Origin of the sequence: Streptomyces sp. NBC_00286 (genome assembly GCF_036173125.1) — a bacterium.
Classification (GTDB): Bacteria; Actinomycetota; Actinomycetes; order Streptomycetales; family Streptomycetaceae; genus Streptomyces.
Map to the genome: position 1 here is coordinate 4754123 of NZ_CP108054.1, position 17629 is coordinate 4771751.

General features: G+C 69.0%; 18 protein-coding genes. 12 read left to right on the forward strand and 6 right to left on the reverse strand.

What is annotated here, in order from left to right; translation table 11 throughout:
* Positions 1 to 95 precede the first annotated feature (95 nt).
* Both OHT21_RS21645 and OHT21_RS21650 read right to left on the reverse strand, forming a co-directional pair.
* Positions 96 to 2312, reverse strand: a complete 2217-nt coding sequence (locus OHT21_RS21645) for a S1 family peptidase (protein ID WP_328770009.1) — start codon at positions 2310 to 2312, stop codon at positions 96 to 98.
* A 48-nt stretch (positions 2313 to 2360) separates the two neighbouring features.
* Entirely contained in the window at positions 2361 to 2861 is a 501-nt protein-coding gene (locus OHT21_RS21650; protein ID WP_328770010.1) for a hypothetical protein, read from the reverse strand.
* 546 nt (positions 2862 to 3407) lie between these two features.
* On the opposite strand from OHT21_RS21650, the gene OHT21_RS21655 reads away from it, so the two are divergent.
* The 5 genes from OHT21_RS21655 to OHT21_RS21675 all read left to right on the forward strand — a co-directional run bounded on the left by OHT21_RS21655 (position 3408) and on the right by OHT21_RS21675 (position 8616).
* Positions 3408 to 6767 carry a hypothetical protein gene (locus tag OHT21_RS21655; RefSeq protein WP_328770011.1) on the forward strand — a complete coding sequence of 1120 codons (3360 nt, stop codon included), beginning with the start codon at positions 3408 to 3410 and terminating at the stop codon, positions 6765 to 6767.
* Positions 6768 to 6898: 131 nt separating this feature from the next.
* Entirely contained in the window at positions 6899 to 7276 is a 378-nt protein-coding gene (locus tag OHT21_RS21660; protein WP_328770012.1) for a hypothetical protein, read from the forward strand.
* Positions 7277 to 7361: 85 nt separating this feature from the next.
* Positions 7362 to 7691, forward strand: coding sequence for a hypothetical protein (locus tag OHT21_RS21665; protein ID WP_328770013.1), 330 nt, complete (start codon positions 7362 to 7364; stop codon positions 7689 to 7691).
* Positions 7691 to 8176, forward strand: a complete 486-nt coding sequence (locus OHT21_RS21670) for a hypothetical protein (RefSeq protein ID WP_328770014.1) — start codon at positions 7691 to 7693, stop codon at positions 8174 to 8176. Before OHT21_RS21665 ends, OHT21_RS21670 begins: the two co-directional genes overlap by 1 nt.
* A 56-nt stretch (positions 8177 to 8232) precedes the next feature.
* Positions 8233 to 8616, forward strand: coding sequence for a hypothetical protein (locus OHT21_RS21675; RefSeq protein WP_328770015.1), 384 nt, complete (start codon positions 8233 to 8235; stop codon positions 8614 to 8616).
* A 213-nt stretch (positions 8617 to 8829) separates the two neighbouring features.
* Here OHT21_RS21675 and OHT21_RS21680 read toward each other — a convergent pair whose 3' ends face one another.
* Together OHT21_RS21680 and OHT21_RS21685 are read right to left on the reverse strand one after the other, a co-directional pair.
* Positions 8830 to 9177 carry a hypothetical protein gene (locus tag OHT21_RS21680; protein WP_328770016.1) on the reverse strand — a complete coding sequence of 116 codons (348 nt, stop codon included), beginning with the start codon at positions 9175 to 9177 and terminating at the stop codon, positions 8830 to 8832.
* Positions 9178 to 9238: 61 nt separating this feature from the next.
* A complete protein-coding gene (locus OHT21_RS21685; protein ID WP_328770017.1) occupies positions 9239 to 10807 on the reverse strand; it encodes an alpha/beta hydrolase in 1569 nt (522 codons plus the stop codon).
* Positions 10808 to 11161: 354 nt separating this feature from the next.
* On the opposite strand from OHT21_RS21685, the gene OHT21_RS21690 reads away from it, so the two are divergent.
* Positions 11162 to 11746, forward strand: a complete 585-nt coding sequence (locus OHT21_RS21690) for a hypothetical protein (protein WP_328770018.1) — start codon at positions 11162 to 11164, stop codon at positions 11744 to 11746.
* An 85-nt stretch (positions 11747 to 11831) separates the two neighbouring features.
* On the opposite strand, the gene OHT21_RS21695 is transcribed toward OHT21_RS21690, so the two are convergent.
* Complete coding sequence (locus OHT21_RS21695) at positions 11832 to 12014, reverse strand: DUF397 domain-containing protein (protein WP_328770019.1); 183 nt, start codon at positions 12012 to 12014, stop codon at positions 11832 to 11834.
* Between the two features lie 10 nt (positions 12015 to 12024).
* Positions 12025 to 12870: a helix-turn-helix domain-containing protein gene (locus OHT21_RS21700; protein ID WP_328770020.1), complete on the reverse strand. Its 846-nt coding sequence runs from the start codon at positions 12868 to 12870 to the stop codon at positions 12025 to 12027.
* A gap of 237 nt (positions 12871 to 13107) precedes the next feature.
* Between OHT21_RS21700 and OHT21_RS21705 the strand changes: the two genes are divergently transcribed.
* From OHT21_RS21705 to OHT21_RS21730, 6 genes are all read left to right on the forward strand, one after another.
* Positions 13108 to 13506, forward strand: a complete 399-nt coding sequence (locus tag OHT21_RS21705) for an ATP-binding protein (protein ID WP_328770021.1) — start codon at positions 13108 to 13110, stop codon at positions 13504 to 13506.
* Positions 13507 to 13625: 119 nt separating this feature from the next.
* On the forward strand, positions 13626 to 14111 hold the full coding sequence (locus tag OHT21_RS21710) for a prevent-host-death family protein (protein ID WP_328770022.1): 486 nt from the start codon (positions 13626 to 13628) through the stop codon (positions 14109 to 14111).
* The gene (locus OHT21_RS21715; protein WP_189325573.1) at positions 14108 to 14458 is read left to right on the forward strand and encodes a hypothetical protein; all 351 of its coding nucleotides are present in this window, start codon (positions 14108 to 14110) and stop codon (positions 14456 to 14458) included. The genes OHT21_RS21710 and OHT21_RS21715 overlap by 4 nt, the downstream gene beginning before the upstream one ends.
* A 139-nt stretch (positions 14459 to 14597) precedes the next feature.
* Positions 14598 to 14993, forward strand: a complete 396-nt coding sequence (locus OHT21_RS21720; RefSeq protein ID WP_328770023.1) for a nuclear transport factor 2 family protein — start codon at positions 14598 to 14600, stop codon at positions 14991 to 14993.
* Between the two features lie 222 nt (positions 14994 to 15215).
* Positions 15216 to 16118: a Yip1 family protein gene (locus OHT21_RS21725; RefSeq protein WP_328770024.1), complete on the forward strand. Its 903-nt coding sequence runs from the start codon at positions 15216 to 15218 to the stop codon at positions 16116 to 16118.
* A 181-nt stretch (positions 16119 to 16299) separates the two neighbouring features.
* Complete coding sequence (locus tag OHT21_RS21730) at positions 16300 to 17622, forward strand: sulfite oxidase (RefSeq protein ID WP_328770025.1); 1323 nt, start codon at positions 16300 to 16302, stop codon at positions 17620 to 17622.
* Positions 17623 to 17629 lie beyond the last annotated feature (7 nt).

A 17629-nucleotide genomic window follows, 5' to 3' on the forward strand; every position in this document is an offset into this window, starting at 1 on the left:
CCTGGACCTTGGGTGACCGAAAAGGCGCCTGACGGGAACTCTCCCGGTCAGGCGCCTTTCGTACGAACCGCTCAGGGCAGGGCCCTGCTCGTGGGTTACCGCGCCGCGTAGCCGAAGCGGGTGCCGGTGGCGGGGAGGCCGCCCTGGCCGGGCTGGTAGGTGGTGATCGCGGTCGACGTGGCGCCGGCGGTCACGTTGGCCATCGGCAGGGCGTGCAGGGCGCCGTGGGTGCCCGGGCCGTACGGCATGCCGACGTACAGGTGGGTGCCGGTGAAGTGGAGGCTGCGGCCGACGAGTTGGTTGGCGCCCGGGGTGCCGGGGAGGCCGGCGTTGTTGCCGGGCTCCACCAACCTGTCGTTGGCGCCGGGGGCGCCCAGCAGGGAGAAGGTGTGGATGGTGCCCGCCTTGGCTGCCGTACCGACGGTCTCCTCCGGGACGCCCACCGCGAACTTCATCGTCGCCGTGGTGCTCACCGCGCGGGGTGCGGTGTTGACGGCGGTCACACTCCAGCCGAAGCGGTCGCCGGTCTCGGCGGTGCCGGTCACGTCGTCGCCGCCGACGCCCTGACTGTAGGAGTTGAGCTGGGTGAAGCTGCCGCCCGCGGTGGGGATGCGGAAGGTCAGGGCGGTGCCGGCGTCGGACTTGTTGGCGCCGCCGATGGTCAGGTCCTCGCCCCAGGCGCCGACGGTGAGGATCGACTCTGTGGCCGCCGCCGCGCCGGAGGGGCGGTAGGGGGTGATGGCCAGGGCGGAGCCGAACTGGTCGTTGGGCTCGGCGCTGCCGGAGACGGTGTCGAGGTCCTGTTCGAGGGCGAAGCGCGGGGTGGGCCTGCCCTCGGAATTCAGCGTGTGGTCGAAGACCGTGACCATGCCGGCGCCCGCGTCGGAGCCGATGGCCTCGCCGGGGGAGCCGATGGCGAAGCGGTTGCCGTCGGCGGTCATGGTGCTGCCGAAGCCGTCGCTGGCCTCCACGGTGCCCGGCACGTCCGTGCTGTCCTGGTGGACGGCGATATTGGTGGCGCCACGCAGATAGAAGAAGTCGCCCGCCCTGGCGACACTGCCAATGGACTCACCGGGCACACCGATGATCAGGAACGGTTCGCCCGCGGCGGTGGTACCGGCGGCCAGCGAGTCGCCCATGCGGTCACCGGCCTCGACGCCGGAGTCGCCGATGGCTCCGGCGCCCTGGCCCTCCTCGAGGTGAGTGCCCTTCTTCGCGCCGGTGCCCAGGCCGCCCGGAGCGCCGTGCAGGATGTCGACCACGCCGGGGTCGGCGACGTTGCCGATGTCCTCGCCGGCGGTGCCCACGACCAGCTCGGTGCAGCCGTCCTCGTCCCAGTCGACGGTGGCGATCTCCTGGCCGAACCAGTCACTGGGCTCGGAGTTGCCGGTCACCCAGTCCAGATCCTGGGTGATCTCGGCGGTGCCCTTACCGCCGCCGTACATGACGCGGACGAGTCCGGCGTTGGCGTCGCCGCCGACGGTGGCCTGCGGGTCGCTGATGGCGATGTCTTCGACGCCGTCGCAGTTGAAGTCGGTGACGCGGTTGGCGCCGACCTTGGAGTCCACCCAGGAGGCCAGGTCGTCCACGCGGGCGGTGATGGCGCCGGTGTCGGTGACGGCGGCGTCGATGCCGAAGCAACCGCCCTGGTACGACTGGCTGTTGACAGCGACCAGCTGGTGCGCGCCGCCCGCCACGCGGACCACGGGGCCGCCGGTGTCACCCATGCAGGCGGCCGCGCCGTCCTTGCCGGTGACCGTGGCCGTCGTGGCGGCGGCAGCGTCCACCGAGAACGCCCCGGTGTGCAGCTTCAGCGGCGCCCACTCGGTCTTGGTACGCCCGTACCCGGCGAACTTCAGCTCCTCGCCCGCGGCGGGCGCGGTGGTGGCCAGAGCAACGGGGGCGACATTGGTGACCGGCCGGTTCAGGCGGGCCAGGACCACATCACGGTCCGTACGCGGGACGAGCTCGACGACCTGGCGCACGGCACCGCCGGTGCCGGCCAGGTCGGAGCGGCCGATGGTCGCGGTCGTCTTCAGCGCCGGCTTGCCGGCGGGCACCGCGAGACTGGCGGCCGGGTTGTCGGCGAAGCAACTGGCCGCGGTGAGCAGCCACTCCCGGTCGACCAGAACGCCGGAGCAGCCACGGGCGTGGTCACCGACGATCAGCTGCGCGGTGTAGGCGTGGGTGGTGTCACCGGAGGCGACCTCGGGGCCGGTCACGGCGGCGGCGGGCGCGGCGGTCAGCGCAACGGATCCCGCGATCAGGGATGAGGCCAGTGCGGCAAGGCGCACGGGTCTGGTGTGTCGCATGAGTTCAGTTCCTTGAAGGCAGAGCGGGCAACGGGCTTGAACGGGGCGCTACTTGGAGGTCCTGATCTCCACGAGCATGTGCTCGCGACCCTCCGGGTCGGCGCTCTCGCCCACTGCCTGGAAGGAGTTCGCGGGGACGTCGACGGACGTCTCCTTGCTGTCGACGGTCAGGTCGAGCTCGGTGTCGTACGAGTTGGTCTGGACGCCGTAGACGGAGGCGATCTCCAGCGTCAGCCAGCCGGCATCACCGGTGACGCTGAAGCAGACCTTCTGATTCGCGCGGGAGTAGATCTCCAGCTGACCGGTCCCGCTGACGCACTCGGCCAGGGTGATGCGGCCGTCGCCGCGCTTGAGGACGACGCCCTGCTCTTCGAGGATCTTGTCCGCCTGCGGGTAGTTGAAGTCCTCGACCGCGTAGCCCGGGGCCTCGTCGGCGGCGGCTTCGACCGAGGTGGAGTTCTTGTCGGCGGGCGTTCCCGCCGGGCCCCCCGTCATCACGAGCCACGCCAGGGCACCCGCGGCCACGGAGGCGGCCAGGGTGCGCGCCACGAAGCGTCTGGTCCTTGGTGCGGTGGTGCTACGTGCCTTCATCTCGGTCCTAATCATCGGTTCCGGCCAAAGGCCCGGAACGGATCCAAAAACGGGCGTGAAAGCTGCGACACGCCAGGGTCCGCGATTCTTTTTAGAGACTTCAGCACGACGAAAAGTACGCATGCCAACGGAATCACCCCCCGCCCATATCCGCAGCTTCATGCATACAAAGCCGTTCACCTAAAGCTTGTCCATAGGTAATAGCTTCGCAAAATGGTCAGACGCGATAGATGGATCGTGACCTGCGTCACATCCAATAAGGGTTGTACGGAAAACTATCGAAGTTTAGAAAAGAAAAGATATCAGGTACGTAACATTCCGCTTTTTTGCGGCTTCCCGACACCCCGGGAACGGATAGCGGATTGATATTGACTCGGCAAAATTTCATCCGTACCTTCGAATTCCGTAGGCTCCTCAACCCCCGCGTGAATCACGCGAGTTGGGGAGCCGCCTCATGTTTTCGACAGCCGTATCCCATTACGGCCAAACGGGAGGATTTGCACTTTGTCAGCGTCATTGTGGAGCAGACGCCGGATACTCACGAGCGTCGCCGGCATTGCGGCGGTCCCCGTTCTGCCCTCGGTTCTCACCCTGGGCGCCACACCCGCCTACGCCGCCGATCCCACAGATACCGGTCTGCCAGACACCGACCGGGGCAAGGCCGTGTGGGCGTACAAGACAGGCGGCCGGTCCACCCGCGAAGCCGCCGCTATCGCCCTTGCCGGCTCTTCGGCTGCCGTATCGACCTTCCTCACCAGCGAACTGCAGCGGACAACCACGGACGACAACCGCTTCGCCATCTTTTCTGGTCTTTCCTACGCCGGCCCGTCCACCCGTGAGTCGGCTGAGACGGCGTTGTCCGCAGGGGACGACGCGATCGCCGACTACCTGCTCGACGGGTTCGCACAGCCCCTGGTGACGGACCTGCGGGTCGCGGTGTTCACCATCCTGAACAACAGCGGCACTGCTGTGAAGCGGGAGGCCAACAAAGCACTCAACACAGGCACCCAGGCGGCCCTGCGGAAGTTCCTCGAAGAGACTCAGTACACAGCTCGGCAGGAAGACGAACGGGTAGCGGTCTTCACCATCCTCAACACCGCCTCCCCCCAGGTGAAGCTGTATGCGGAGCGCGCCCTGAACGACGGAACCCCCCAGGCGATCCACCAGTTCCTGGTCTCCGGCCAGTTCATCGCTCGTGCTCGGGACGAAGAGGCTGCGACGATCGACCAGTTGGTGGCGATCGTGCAACGCGAGGGCAAGCGGGCCCAGCTCCAGACGGAACAGGCCGTCGCGGCCTCCGACCGCGCGAAGAAAGCCGCTGAGAAAGCCAAGGCCGCCGCGCTGCAGGCGGCGGAGGAGGCGCGCGCCGCCCAACAAGACGTCCGCAAGTCGGCCGTCGCCGCGAACAAGGCCGCGAGCGCCGCGGAGGGGGCCGCCGACGCCGCCAATACGGCGATCTCCGCTTCTCGCACCGCCCAGGCCGCCTCCAGCCGCGCCGCCCAGGCCGCCCAAGCCGCCGCTGCCGCCGCCGCATCGGCCGGAAGCGCCGCCTCCCGCGCCTACAACGCGGCCATCGCCGCCTCCAAGGACGCGTCTAAGGCCTCAGCCGCCCGCCAGGCCGCCCAGGGAGCCCGGGACGCCGCCAAGCGAGCGACCACCGCCGCCAAGGCTGCCGACCAGGCCGCCATCGCCTCCCAGAACGCCTCCGCTGCCGGATCTGCCGCCGCGAGCGCCGCGCAGAACGCCGCAGCTGCCGCCAACGCAGCCGCGAGCGCTGCCTCCAGCGCGGGCGCCGCCCAATCCCAGGCCGCGAGGGCCCGGGCCGCCGCCGCTGAGGCGGATGCCGCCGCGGCCCGGGCCACCCGCGCCGCGGGCACCGCGCAGACGCTGGCGAACAGGGCAGCCGCCGCTGCCCGCGTGGCGCGTGACGCCGCGAACAGCGCCGCCGCCCACGCTCTTAAGGCCGCCGACGCGGCCGACGATGCTGCCGCCAACGCGGGCAAGGCAATCGAGTACGCCAAGCGGTCCACCGACTACGCCAACGCGGCGGTTCAGGCGGCCACCACAGCCTCCAACGCCGTCAAGGAAGCCCAGGCGGTGGAGAAGGCGGCCCGCGAGGCGGAGACCGCGAGGATCGCCGAGGACACCGAAATCGGCGTCCTAGAGGCCCGTACCAGGGCCAAGGCCGAGACCGACGACGCCGCCCGGGCCGACCGGCAGCGCACCCAGTCGGACATGACCTCCTCGGAGATCAAGGACCTGATCGCCTCCGCCAAGACCGCGTTGAACTCCGGAGACACCGCCACCGCCGTCGCGACCGGCCGGAAGGCCGCCATCAAGCTCCTTGACGCCACCGGCAGCTGGACCCGAGAGGCCGCCGAGTTCGCCCTCGCCGGCACCGACGAGGATGTCGTCAACTGGATCGGCACCGACCGTATTCTCGCCCAAGGCCAGGACGACCGAGAGAACGTCCTCACCATCGCATCGGTCGCCCCCGCCGCCGTCGCCGAGGCCGCGCACCGAGCACTGGCCGCCGACGACCCGAACGCGGCACGCGACTTCCTCGACACCGGGGTCCTCGAGGCGGCAGCCGAAGAGAACCGCGTCCTGACCTTCGGAATCCTGAACGAGAACCCGGGGCCGGCGGTAAAGGCGAAGGCAGAGGCGGCGCTGAAGGACGGAAGCCCCCGAGCCCTGCACCGGTTCATCACCATCGAGCTGGCGGAGGCGGCTAAGGAGGACGACAGCATCGAGGTCTTCCGCCTCCTCAACTCCGGCGGCCCGTACATGAAGTCGGCGGCGCAGATAGTGCTGGAGGGCTCCGCCCGCATGCGGCGCGCCTTCGTCATCCGCGACAAGTTCCACGTCGCCCGCCTCGACCATGACCACGCCACCCACGTCGCCGCCATCCGCGCCGCCATCGCACACGCCGCGAAGGTCGCTGCGAAGGCCCGGGAGGACGCCGCCCTGGCGTCCAAGGCCGCGGCGGAAGCCCGCGAGGCGGCGGAGGAGGCGTCCGAGTGGGCGCTAAAGGCGCAGGGCTACGCCACCGACGCAGTGAACTCGGCGAAGGAAGCGAAGGCGAACGCGGACGACGCTGACAAGTCGGCTGCCGCCGCCGCCCAGTCTGCCAAGGCTGCTCAGTCGGCGGCGGTCACCGCGCGCAGCGCCGCACGTACCGCGAACTACTCGATGCGGCAGGCGGTGACGTCCGCGAAGCAGGCGGTGACGTCCGCCACCTCCGCCCAGGCCTCCGCCTCCGCCGCGGCGGCTTCAGCCCAACAAGCCGGGCAGGACGCGAAGACGGCGGCAGCCGCCGCCAGCGAGGCCCGCTCGGTAGCCGCCGCGAAGCGGCGGGTGGAGGCCGCCGAGGCCGCACGCAAGGTGGCCGAGGAAGCTCGGCAGCACGCACAGAACGGCACCAACCCCTCCCAGACCGCCGACAACGACGACGGCACCGGAGACACCAAGTACTGGGGCATGTGGCCGGAGGACATGGGGGACGACAAGGATTGGGCGAAGGCCACCGGGCATTGGAGCACGGTGTTCGGAGCGGCGTCGGTCGTGTTCGGAGCGGCCGCCCTGGTCTCCGGGCCGGCCGCCGCTATCTTCGGCCCGCTCGCTATCGGAGCCGGACTCATTTCCTGGGGCCTCCAGGGGGTGAGCACCATCTTTACTGGAAGGGGATACGGCTGGGGCAGCAGTGACTTCCACCAGGCCCTTGGCATCTTCATCCTCGGCGGTGCCTTCATCGGCAAGGCCGCAGTCCTCAAGAGAAGCGGTCTGGACGAGCAGATCGGCGCCAAAGTGTCCGGCCTCGTCAGTGACACTGTGACCGGGGTGATCGGCGTCCTCACCTGGTAAGTACCGTCGTGCCCTGGGGTGGCGCGTGCGTACCGTCACGTGAGTGCGCACGCACCACCCCGCCCTGTCAGACCTGTGCCCGCACATCCACCAACACGCCTACCAGCAGATCCGCCAGCAGAAGGAAGCCCGTGCTGACCTCCCATTTCTCCCGTACCGAATGGTGGATCGCGGCCTTCGTGGCCGGCCTCGCCCTGGCGGTGGCGATCCAGTCCCTGATCCTCGAGAAGAAGAACAAGTGGAAGGCATTCCTGCCACCCTTGGCCGCCGCGGTCTTCATCGCCCTCGACTCGGCGGTACGGGAGTACGAAGAAAACACCCCGCTGATGCTGTTCACCGCGACTGCTCTCGGCCTGGCGCTCACGCGAGTCATCTTCGCCGGACATATCAGGCGTCAGATGGAGCTGGTGCGTTCGGGCCGCCCCATGGAAAAGCTGACGGGCATGCAGACCACGGTCTTCTTCCTCACCTTCACAGCGGTCGTGGCTGCCATGGCTGCCTTCCTGTGACCACCGGACGACCTGCGGTGCTGACTTCCCACTTTCCCGCACCGACCGGTGGATCGCCGCCTTCGTAGCGGGCACCGCGGCGGCGGTGGCGATCCAGTCCCTGATCCTCGAGAAGAAGAACAACAAGTGGAAAGCTATCGTGCTCCCCTTGGGTGCCGCACTCGGCATCGCGCTGGACTCGGCGGTGCGGGAGTACGGGAGAAACACCCCGCTGGCGCTGTACACGATGGCCACCCTCAGCCTGACCCTGACGAGAGTCGTCTTCGCGCGCTACATCGGACGCCAGATCGGGCTGCCCGTTCCGGACAGCCCGTACCAGTACCGACGGGCGGTCAGATCGCCCTCTTCGCCCTCCATCTCGTGGTCATCATCATGGCCATCGCCGTCACCCTGTAAGTCCGGCCGGAGCCCTTGATGCCGATCTCCCTCTGGATCGTCGCAGTGATGATCCCGGAAGTCCTCGTATCCTGCGTCCTGATGCGCTGGCTCCCCGCGAAACACGAACGCTGGATCCCCCTCACGCTCATCCCGGCCATCGCCGCCCTCGCCGTCACCCTGCACTTCATCACCGGCACCCCCTGGCCGGCCACTCTCACCGCCTGCGCCGGATTCCTCTGGGGCATCGCCCTGGCCCTGCTCCCCTTCCGAGGCTGGATCTCCTCATGGACCCTCCCCGTCCACGGCGAGGCCCGGCTGCGCTGGCGCGAGGTGGTCCTGCTCGTGCCGACGGCACTGACTCCTCTGTCGACGACGCGGACGGACGCGGCGATGAAGAAGGCGTTGGCGGTGCGCCAGGTGGTGAGGGCGCGGGGGCCGTTCCCGCCACTGATGGGTGTGGCGCTGCTGGTGCTTCCGGTGGCGGGCGCGGCTGCGGCCCGGTGGGCCTTCGACGTGCTGTGAAACGGTCGTAAAACAACGCGGCCGCGCCGACACCGTTCAGCAGAAGGGCACCCCCCATGCTCGCGTCCGTATCCATCGGATGGCTGTGGCTGCTGGCCGCGGCGTCCACCGTCCTGTCCAGCTGCCTCATGGGCAGCATGGTCCCCCTGCGGAAGGCCCGTATCGCCTACCCGGTGAGCATGGTCTCCTGCGGCGCGGTCCTGATCGTCGTCTGTCGGTTGAACGGCATCGGCCTGACCGGGGCGCTCGTCGGGTACTCGTGTGCCCACATCGGCCTGACACTCGGCCTGCTCCCCCAGCGGAAGCTGTTCAGGGAGGTGGGCGAGCTGTGGCGCAGAGGCGAGCCCACGGACCACCTCAAGGCCCCGCTCCGGCACCAGGTCTTCCTGGCTGTCTGCGTGGTCGCCGTCTCGCTCGTCGGTTTCGCGCTGACCCGCTGAGCCGCGTACGGGACGCGCCGCCCCAGGGCGAGTGCCGGCGCCACGTCCCAGACCGGGTGATCAGGCCGCTGCTGGAAGCCGCCGCATCCCCATGTCCCGGCAGTAATTCCCTGCCCCGTGATGGCGATCCGTCGCCTTGGGTGCCGCTCGCCGCCGGACCGGTGGGGCATCGGCCGTACGGCGCTTGATGCCTGCGATCCGCTCGGGACGGGCTTACGTCCCAGGGTGTTCGGCAGCGTGGATCCTGCCGCGGCGAGGGGTGTATCGGAGCCGATACGGTCGGCGGTCACGTGAGCCCGCGTACCGCTGTCCGTACGCGCGTGGCCAGTTCGGCGGGACGGGGGCATAACCGAGGTTGGCGGCTGACTTCTGTGCCTCTTTACTGATGACGTAGTCGAGGAAGGAGCGCAGTACTGGGAGTTGCTGCGGATTGTTGCCCTTGGTGCAGACGAGGGCGTAGCCGATCTCGACCAGAGGGTAGGCGCCGGTGGCTTTGGTGGCGGGGTTCAGTTCTACCGCGAGGTCGACGGCGGTCTCGGACCGGACGGTGTGGTGATGCACGCCCTGGGCCCCTGCGAGCGAACCGCTGTGCTGACGGCCGCCCGGCGGATCCGTACGGGCCTCAGGACATGTTGCCCCGGCACACCGTCCCCTCGGCCGGGGTGCGGCCCGTGCGGAGGTAGGTGTCGACCGCCTCCGTGACGCAGCGGTTGTACGGGTACGTGCCGTGGCCCTCCTCCTCGGCCGTCAGGAGTACGCCGACACCGTCGCCCAGGGCGCGGGCCATGTGGCGGGCGCCGGGATATGGGGTGGTCGGGTCGCCGGTGCCGCCGACCACCAGGACGGGGGCCGCGCCGTCGGCGTTCACCTGGGGCGTGGCGCGCTCGCCGTCGAACGGCCAGTCGTAACAGAGGTAGACGCCGGTGGACCAGGCCGCGCCGAAGACAGGTGAGGCGGCTTTGACGCGGGCCTCGTCCCTGTCGAGGCGTTCGGAGCCAGGGCGCAGGTTGGAGTCCGCGCAGGTGATCGCGGTTCGGGCGACGCGGCTGTTGTCGCGCGGGGCCGGCGCGCGTTCGGCGGAGCCGATGTCGTCCGCGCCCTTGCTCAGCGGACCGCCGTCGTTGTGGTCGATCAGCGCGGTGAGAGCCTTGGCGAGCGGCGCCCAGCCGTCTGTGCCGAGGTCGAGATGGTCGCCGACGGTGTACGCGAGGTCGTCGGCGTCGAGGTTCCTTCCGCCGCCGGCCGGGGCGGGCTTCTTCTCCAGGCGGTCGGCCAGGCGCGCCATGCGTCGCGCGGCCTCCTCGGGCCCATCGCCGGTCGGGCAGTCGCGGATACGGGCCGCGCAGTGCGCAGCGAACCGGTCGAACGCCGCCTGGACCGCCTTGACCCGCGACACCCGCCGCTCGTTGAGGTCCTTGGTCGGATCGACGGGCGCTTCGAGGACGAGCCGTCCGACGTGCGACGGGTACAGGTGAGCGTAGACCGCGCCGAGCGTCGTTCCGTACGAGACGCCGAAGTAGTGCAGCCGCTCGTCGCCGAGGAGGTAGCGCATCAGGTCGAGGTCGCGCGCGGTGTGCGAGGTGCCGATGTACGGGAGGAGCGCCCCGGAGTGCTCAGCGCAGGCGTCGGCCCCCTCGTAGCCGGTGTCGTCCGCGGTCTTCCCGCAGCGCACGGGGATGGTCGCGCCAACGCCGCGCGGGTCGAAGGAGACCAAGTCGTAGCGGTCGAGGAGCGGCTTGTACTCGTTGAGGTATTCGGGCAATCCGTTCACGCCGGACTCGCCGGGGCCGCCGAAGTTGAGGACGAGTGAGCCGATGCGCCGGGCGTTCGGGCCGGTGGCCTTGCGGCGGATCAGGGCGACGTCGATCGTCCTGCCCTCTGGTTTCCGGTAGTCGAGGGGGGTCTTCATGGTGGCGCAGTCGTAGCCCGTGCGCGCGGTGGGCGGCGATGTGCAGCGGGACCAGTGCAGGCGCTGGCCGGTGGTGAGCGCGGTGGGCAGACCGGCGGGCGGGTTGCTCGCGGTGAACTCCGTACGCGGCTCCGCACTCCGGCCGGGAACGTCGTGGCCGGGAGCGTCGCGCTGAAACCAGGCGCCGACGGCCCCGATCACGGCGAGGACGACCACGGCGAGGATCCGCACACCGACCGAGAGGCCCGGTCTGCGGCTTCGTATCGGATGTGCGTCACTCATCGAAATCCCCGCGCTCCCGCCCCTGGACGCCCGCCCCGTGCCCGCATGCCCGTGTTCGTGATCGTCCGATCGTCGAATGAGTGCAGAGTACAAGCCGTCTCTGACAGCAGCTCAGCTCCTGGCGTCACGGATCCCGAACCCGGTGAACGTATGCGGTCACAGCACCATCAATACGTGGTCGAGATCGAGACGGACCGGGCCACGTTGATGCGGGCAGCGGAGGAATGGGACCAGTACCTTGCACCGTTTCCTCTGCGCTGAGGCTGTGGGACTGGCTGGTGGCGAGGACCGTCAATTGATCCGCGCGAACCGGCTTGGGACGGGTCCCCAGTCGGCTACGTACCGTCAAGGACCATGACTGCGTGGCTGGGGCTGCTGTTGCGGGGCGTCGGGCGGCTGCTGGTGGGGGTCGGTGGCCTCGGTGTCCCGCTCGGTTTGCTGCTGTTGCTTGATGCGCCGTGGCTGGACGGGGTCGGCCTCGCCGGGGTGAGTGCGATCGTCGCGGGTGTGGGGTGGGTGGTGCTGCGGGGCGGGCGGCGGCTTGGGACGACGCCTCAGTCCCTCGTCCGGGCCGGAGAGTGGGTCGAGTGGTCCCTCGTTCCGCCGCTGGCCGCGTTCGGGCTTCGGGTGGGGGTGGCTGCTCTGGGGGTGGGCGCCGTCCTGATCGGGGTGTTCGCCGGGCAGTCGCTGTCGTACCAGCTGGTTACGTTTGTTTTTGGCGGGTTCGTTCTCGCCATCGTTGCCATGCTGCTGGTCAGCGACATTCGGTCGCGCTGGGGAAGTGCGGTGTCGCACAAGGCGGATAGGGACGACGTACCGGACGTCGAGGACGGCGGGCGGCCCGCCGGTCTGGAGTGGGTGCTCCTACTGCTCTTCAGCGGCCTGAGTTTGACCGTACTCACGGCTGGCGTGCTGGACCTGCGACGCCGGGGCGAATGAGGAACTGCTGGTGATGGGGGTGCTCATCACCGTGGTGAGTGCGGTTCCTTCGATGGACTTGATCGCGCGCTGGCGGAGCAGCCGGTCAGCCGGTTCGTAGGTGGCGGATGAGGGCGGCGAGTCCAGTACCGCTGGTTGTTATTACGGTTCCGGGCTCGTCGCTTTCGCGGAGCCGCAGGGCTCCTTGGGTGGCGGCGACCTCCAGGCAGTTGGGCGCCTCACCCTCACCGGAAAACGAGGACTTCTGCCATACGACGGCGTCTGTCATTTCGGGCCTTTCATACGTGCTGCGCGAGCTGGTGGAGAAAGTCCTTCGACTCTACGACTCCCAGTGCCGACTTCTGCACCTGCACGAACGCCCACCGATACCTTTCCAACTGTGCTTCCGCATCCAGGCAGTTGCCGCCGTGCGGGGTGTCCACCAGGACGGTGTCCAACTGCGGAACAGGACCGCCAAGGATCAACACAGCGCTGTTGAACGTGAAGCCGTCTCGGTCGAACGGCACCACACGTACGGTGACGTGCGGCCGTTCGGACTGCTCCAGGATGTGTAGGAGCTGTCGCCGCGTAACTCCGCGGTCAGCCCTGCGGATCCGCAGGGCCGCCTCATGGATTACCACCTCGCAAGGGAGGTCATCCCGGCCCAAGACCTCCTGCCGCCGCAGACGGAACCGCGTACGAGCCTCGCGCTGCTCCTCGGCCATGCCCCAGCTCGGTTCGCTGTAGAGCGCTCGTACGTGCTCCTCGATTTGCAGCAATCCGGGGATGTGCACGATCTCGAACGACCTCAAGTGCGTTGAGTGGTGCTCCAGCTCAGCAAGATCCACGAACCCCCGTGGGACCAGGCCGCGATGCTCCTCCCACCAGCCGCGCACCCGCTCGGTCGCCATGACCTCCAGGGCGTCGACGAGCGGGGTGTCGCCCGCTCCGTAGTGGGTGGCCAGGAACCGTACGCGCTCCGCGCTCACCCCGACGCGACCTGCCTCCACATTGGAGAGCTTGCCCTCGTTGATGCCCGTCGCACGGGCCGCCTCCCGAAGGCCCAGCCCTGCCCGTTCCCGGAGCTTACGTAGCTCCTTGCCCAGGCGCTCCTGGCGAACGGTGATGACGCTTCTCGCAACCATCTGCCCCTCTTCTCCCGCAAGTTGAGGACACGATATTCGGGGACGAGCTTGACCCAGGTCAAGTTCGACCCCTACCTTCAGTGACGCGCCGCACACGCTGCGGAACGCCGGGACCACCGGAAGCGCACCGCCCCGCCCTGCCATGGCGGCCGCGGCAATGACACCGCCCGACACCGCCGCGCGCCTCACCCCTCCACTTCCGCTCCACTTCCACCGCCACCGCTCCGGGAGACCCGTATGCCAAAACCCCTCTGGGAGTACACGCTCTACATCCCCAACGACCCCCGAGCCGTCCCCATCAGCCGCCGCGCCCTCCGCGACATCCTCACCTCCCACCACCTCCCCACCCTCATCGAACCCGCCGAACTCCTCGCCTCCGAACTGCTCTCCAACGCGATCCGGCACACCGAAGGGCCCGCTGCCCTCAAGATCAGACAGTCGGGCCCTTCATTCCGCCTGGGCGCCTGGGACACGGATTCGACGCCTCCGGTGACCACGCCCAACCCGAGTACGTCGGGACACGGACTGCGCATCGTGGACGCGTACGCCGACGACTGGGGCTGGTTCAAAGTCAACGGCTCCGGCGGCAAGTTCATCTGGTGCGAACTCGGAGCCGAAGCCGGACCTCAGTTGTGACCCCTGCGCGGAGTCGGTACGGGCCGGGTCCTCACACAGGCCGCGCCGCGTTCGCCCATCCATTTGGATGGCCTCGTTTCATGATGGAAATCAGAGCACAATCAGAGTACGGTCTGAGTATGAGCATCGCGCAGGTGGCATCCGAATCGGAATCTGTCTCGTTCACCGATCTGTCCCGGAACCCGAAGGCCGTAGCTGCCAGGGCTGCTGCTCTGGGATGCCTGCGCGTCACGCACCGGGACGCGCCCGACATGGTGCTGACCACAGCCATACACGCAGAGCGCACCGAAGAAAACCTGACCACCGCGTCCCGGCTGTTTCTAGCCCTGATGAAGCGAGATGACGGCGCCAGGTCAGTTCTGCTCGCGCTCCCCGAGGTGTTCCCGTGGGTGCGGCACCTGAACGACGAGGAAGTCCGGGGATTCACTGTCGAGCTTCTGGATGCGCTGTCCGACGCCGCCGAGCTGGGGGCGAGGGATGCCGTGCACCGAGCGATCGTCTCGTGGCGGGCAGCCGCCCGCATCAACGCCGACCCTGACCAGCTCAGGGAAGCACTTCGTCCGCTGGGCGACGTCGACCTCGGCCCGGTCGAGGTGCACGAGTGAGCCCGAAGAAAGGCGATCGGGTCAGTGTCCCCCCACTGAGCGGCTGGAACGTCATCCACGGGACCACGGACGCTGCGACCGGTTGGGAGGAGCTGTGCCGGGTGGCGCTGCCGAGCGCGCATCGCTGCCTGGAAGCCCTTCGCACAGAACCGCTGTCGCGCGCCAACTGGAACCGTCAGCACCAGCTCCGCGGCAGGCATGCCACCAGGGAATGGAAGGGCTCCGAACTGGAGCAGTGGGAGTACGAGATCACCAGTGGCGGCCGGGTTCGCTACTTGGTCAGCCCAGAGACCTCCACAGTGATCCTGGTGTATGCCTCACCGCGTCACCCGAAGGACACCGAATAGCCTCACATTCCGTACCGCAGGATGTGCGAGGGCTGATGTGCGGGGGCTCCTCACCCCCAGTGGCTCACCCGGCGGCAGAGGCGAACAATTGCCTACGTAAGCCACAAACCGACCCAAGCCACGGAAGGTGGCGAGCATCATGGCTGAGCACCCGCACGCAGCACTGGTACGCAAGGGCTACGAGGCCTTTCAGCGCGGTGACATGGACACCCTGCGCGGGCTGATATCCGGGGACGCCGCGCACCACGTGCCGGGCGACCACCCCCTGTCCGGCGACTTCAAGGGCCAGGACTCGATCATCGACATGTACCGCCGGCTCAATGAAGAGACGAACGGCACCATGCGCGTCGAACTGCTCCATGTCCTCATCGACGGCCGGGGCCACGCGGTCACCCTGCACCGCTTCACGGCCGAGCGGGGCGGCAAGCAGCTCGACGAGAACGGTGGCCTCATCTTCCGGATCGTCGGGGACAAGTTCACCGACATCGACGAATGCATCGAGGACATCGAGAGGAGCAATGCCTTCTGGTCGTGACGCCGTATCTCGGTACCTCTCGCAGGTCCCGTCCCCCGTCCCGCACGTCGCACGGTAAAGCGACGGCAACGGCAGCCACGTACCGCAACCCTGAGCCGACCCTGAGCAGCCACGGAAAATCGGCTGGACAACCCCTTAGGGGATGTCACAGCTCAGCGTCAAAGCCGGGTCCGTTCTCCCGGGCCCGGCGCACGGCTCTGTGAGACCAGGTACGTTCGAATCGTGGCTGGATTCAGGATCGGACGCGGCCGGGACAACCGCACCCAAGCAAGCCCGCAACAGCACGGGCGGCAGCAACCGTACGGACAGCAGGCGCCCCAGGGCCGCCCGTCGTACGGCTATCCGCCTGCGCAGCAGCCGTACCCGCCGCAGGCGCAGCAGTACGGCAACGGCGGCGGACAGCAGTGGCCCCAGGCGAACGGCCACGGCGAGCCGGAGTACTTCGGTGACCACGATCACCACGCCCAGGGCCCGGACCCGTACGCGGCGAACAACCCGGGCCACACCCAGGCGTTCGGCGTCGGCGAGGACCCGTACAGCCAGGGCGGCACCTACCGCGCCGGCCAGGCGGCGCCCCCGGTGGGCCCGCGGCTGCACTGGAAGGAACTGCTGAGCGGCGTCATCATGCGCCCGAACCAGACGTTCCTGCAGATGCGCGACTACACGATGTGGGGCCCGGCCCTGATCGTGACGTTCCTGTACGGACTGCTGGCGGTCTTCGGCTTCGACGGCGCGCGCGAGGACGCGATCAACGCGACCCTCTCCAACGCCGTCCCCATCGTCCTGACGACGGCGGTCGCGATCGTGCTCAGCGCCTTCATCCTGGGCGTGGTCACCCACACCCTCGCGCGCCAGCTCGGCGGCGACGGCGCCTGGCAGCCCACGGTCGGCCTCTCCATGCTGATCATGTCGCTCACGGACGCACCCCGCCTGGTCGTGGCCCTGTTCATGGGCGGCGACGCACCGTTCGTCCAGATGCTGGGCTGGGCGACCTGGCTGGGAGCCGCCGCCCTGTTCACGCTGATGGTCAAGAAGTCCCACGACCTGCCGTGGCCGAAGGCGCTGGGCGCCTCGGCGATCCAACTGGTCGCGCTGCTGTCGATCATCAAGCTCGGGACGTTCTAAGCGGACCCCGAGCACGTAGGCGGTACGACGGGCGCAGTACACGTACGCACGTGTGCTGCGCCTCGGCATTTCCAGGCCGGCATTTCCCGGTCCGGTATTTCCCGGTCCGGTATTTCCCGGTCCGGCATTTTCCGGTCCGGTTGGTCTCGCGTCGTACGGCTCGCAAGCGCACGATGGACCCATGGACGGACGCGACGCACGCGACGTACAGGACCATCGCGACGTACAGAACCGGCGCGAAGTGCAGGCCGAACCGGCAGAGCAGGCCGAGCGCATCGTGCCGCACGACGGGCCCATCGGCGCCGCCCACGCGAGCGTCGAGCACGCCGGTGACGCGCACGCCGCGCACGTCGCCGACGCACACATCAGCGCGCTACGGGCCGTCAGCGCACCGTCGCGCGTGGCCGAGCCCGCCGAGGGCATCAGCACGGAGGAACTCGCGCTCGCGGCCCGCAACCACGGGCTGCCGCTGGAGGCGCTGCGCTACGAGGTCACCCCACCCGGACTCCACTACGTACTGGTCCACTACGACATCCCCACCGTCGGCGCGGGCGAGGTCGGCGACTGGACGCTCACCGTGCGGGGCCGCGTACGCAACCCGCTGTCCCTGGACCTGGCGACCCTGCGCTCGTTCCCGGCCGTCACCCACCGGGTGACGATGGAGTGCGCGGGGAACGGCCGGGCCCGGCTGAACCCGCGGCCCGTGAGCCAGCCCTGGCTGGTCGAGGCGGTCGGCACGGCTGACTGGACGGGGGTCCCGCTGCGTACGCTGCTCGCCGAGGCCGGCGTCGAACCGGACGCCGTCGAGGCCGTGTTCACCGGCGCCGACCACGGCGTGGAACGGGGCGTAGAGCAGGACTATCAGCGCAGCCTCCCCCTCTCCGACGCCACCGCCGACGACCCCGAGGTCCTGGTGGCGTACGAGATGAACGGCGCCCCACTGCCCCCGCAGCACGGCCACCCCGTACGCCTGGTGGTGCCCGGCTGGTACGGCATGGCCCATGTGAAATGGCTCCGCGACATCGCCCTGACCAGCACACCCTTCACGGGATTCCAGCAGGCGGTCGCCTACCGCTACCGCCGCTCGGCCGACAACCCGGACGACCCCGGCGAACCGGTCACCCGCATCGCCCCGCGGGCCCTGATGATCCCGCCGGGCTTCCCCGACTTCATGTCCCGCACTCGCGTCGTACGCCCCGGTCCTGTGCAGTTGGAGGGCCGCGCCTGGTCGGGCCACGCCCCGGTGACGAAGGTCGAGGTGAGCACGGACGACGGCGATACGTGGACCGAGGCCGCCCTCGACGAGGGGCTCAAGGAGAGCGCATGGGCGTGGCGGAGCTGGCGTACGACATGGGAGGCCTCCCCCGGCACCCACGTACTGTCCGCCCGCGCCACCGACGCCGCCGACCACACCCAACCCCTCGACCAGCCCTGGAACCGCGGTGGCTTCGGCAACAACCTCGTCCAGCGGATCCCGGTGATCTGCCTGCCGCCGGGCGACTGAAGACGTT

Bases quoted from the DNA above. Each gene is read 5' to 3' on its own strand.
- OHT21_RS21675 (WP_328770015.1), top strand. From the start codon at position 8,233: ATGCTCGCGTCCGTATCCATCGGATGGCTGTGGCTGCTGGCCGCGGCG.
- OHT21_RS21730 (WP_328770025.1), top strand. From the start codon at position 16,300: ATGGACGGACGCGACGCACGCGACGTACAGGACCATCGCGACGTACAG.
- OHT21_RS21695 (WP_328770019.1), bottom strand. From the start codon at position 12,014: ATGACAGACGCCGTCGTATGGCAGAAGTCCTCGTTTTCCGGTGAGGGT.
- OHT21_RS21690 (WP_328770018.1), top strand. From the start codon at position 11,162: ATGACTGCGTGGCTGGGGCTGCTGTTGCGGGGCGTCGGGCGGCTGCTG.
- OHT21_RS21710 (WP_328770022.1), top strand. From the start codon at position 13,626: ATGAGCATCGCGCAGGTGGCATCCGAATCGGAATCTGTCTCGTTCACC.
- OHT21_RS21685 (WP_328770017.1), bottom strand. From the start codon at position 10,807: ATGAGTGACGCACATCCGATACGAAGCCGCAGACCGGGCCTCTCGGTC.
- OHT21_RS21700 (WP_328770020.1), bottom strand. From the start codon at position 12,870: ATGGTTGCGAGAAGCGTCATCACCGTTCGCCAGGAGCGCCTGGGCAAG.
- OHT21_RS21705 (WP_328770021.1), top strand. From the start codon at position 13,108: ATGCCAAAACCCCTCTGGGAGTACACGCTCTACATCCCCAACGACCCC.
- OHT21_RS21645 (WP_328770009.1), bottom strand. From the start codon at position 2,312: ATGCGACACACCAGACCCGTGCGCCTTGCCGCACTGGCCTCATCCCTG.
- OHT21_RS21720 (WP_328770023.1), top strand. From the start codon at position 14,598: ATGGCTGAGCACCCGCACGCAGCACTGGTACGCAAGGGCTACGAGGCC.
- OHT21_RS21670 (WP_328770014.1), top strand. From the start codon at position 7,691: ATGCCGATCTCCCTCTGGATCGTCGCAGTGATGATCCCGGAAGTCCTC.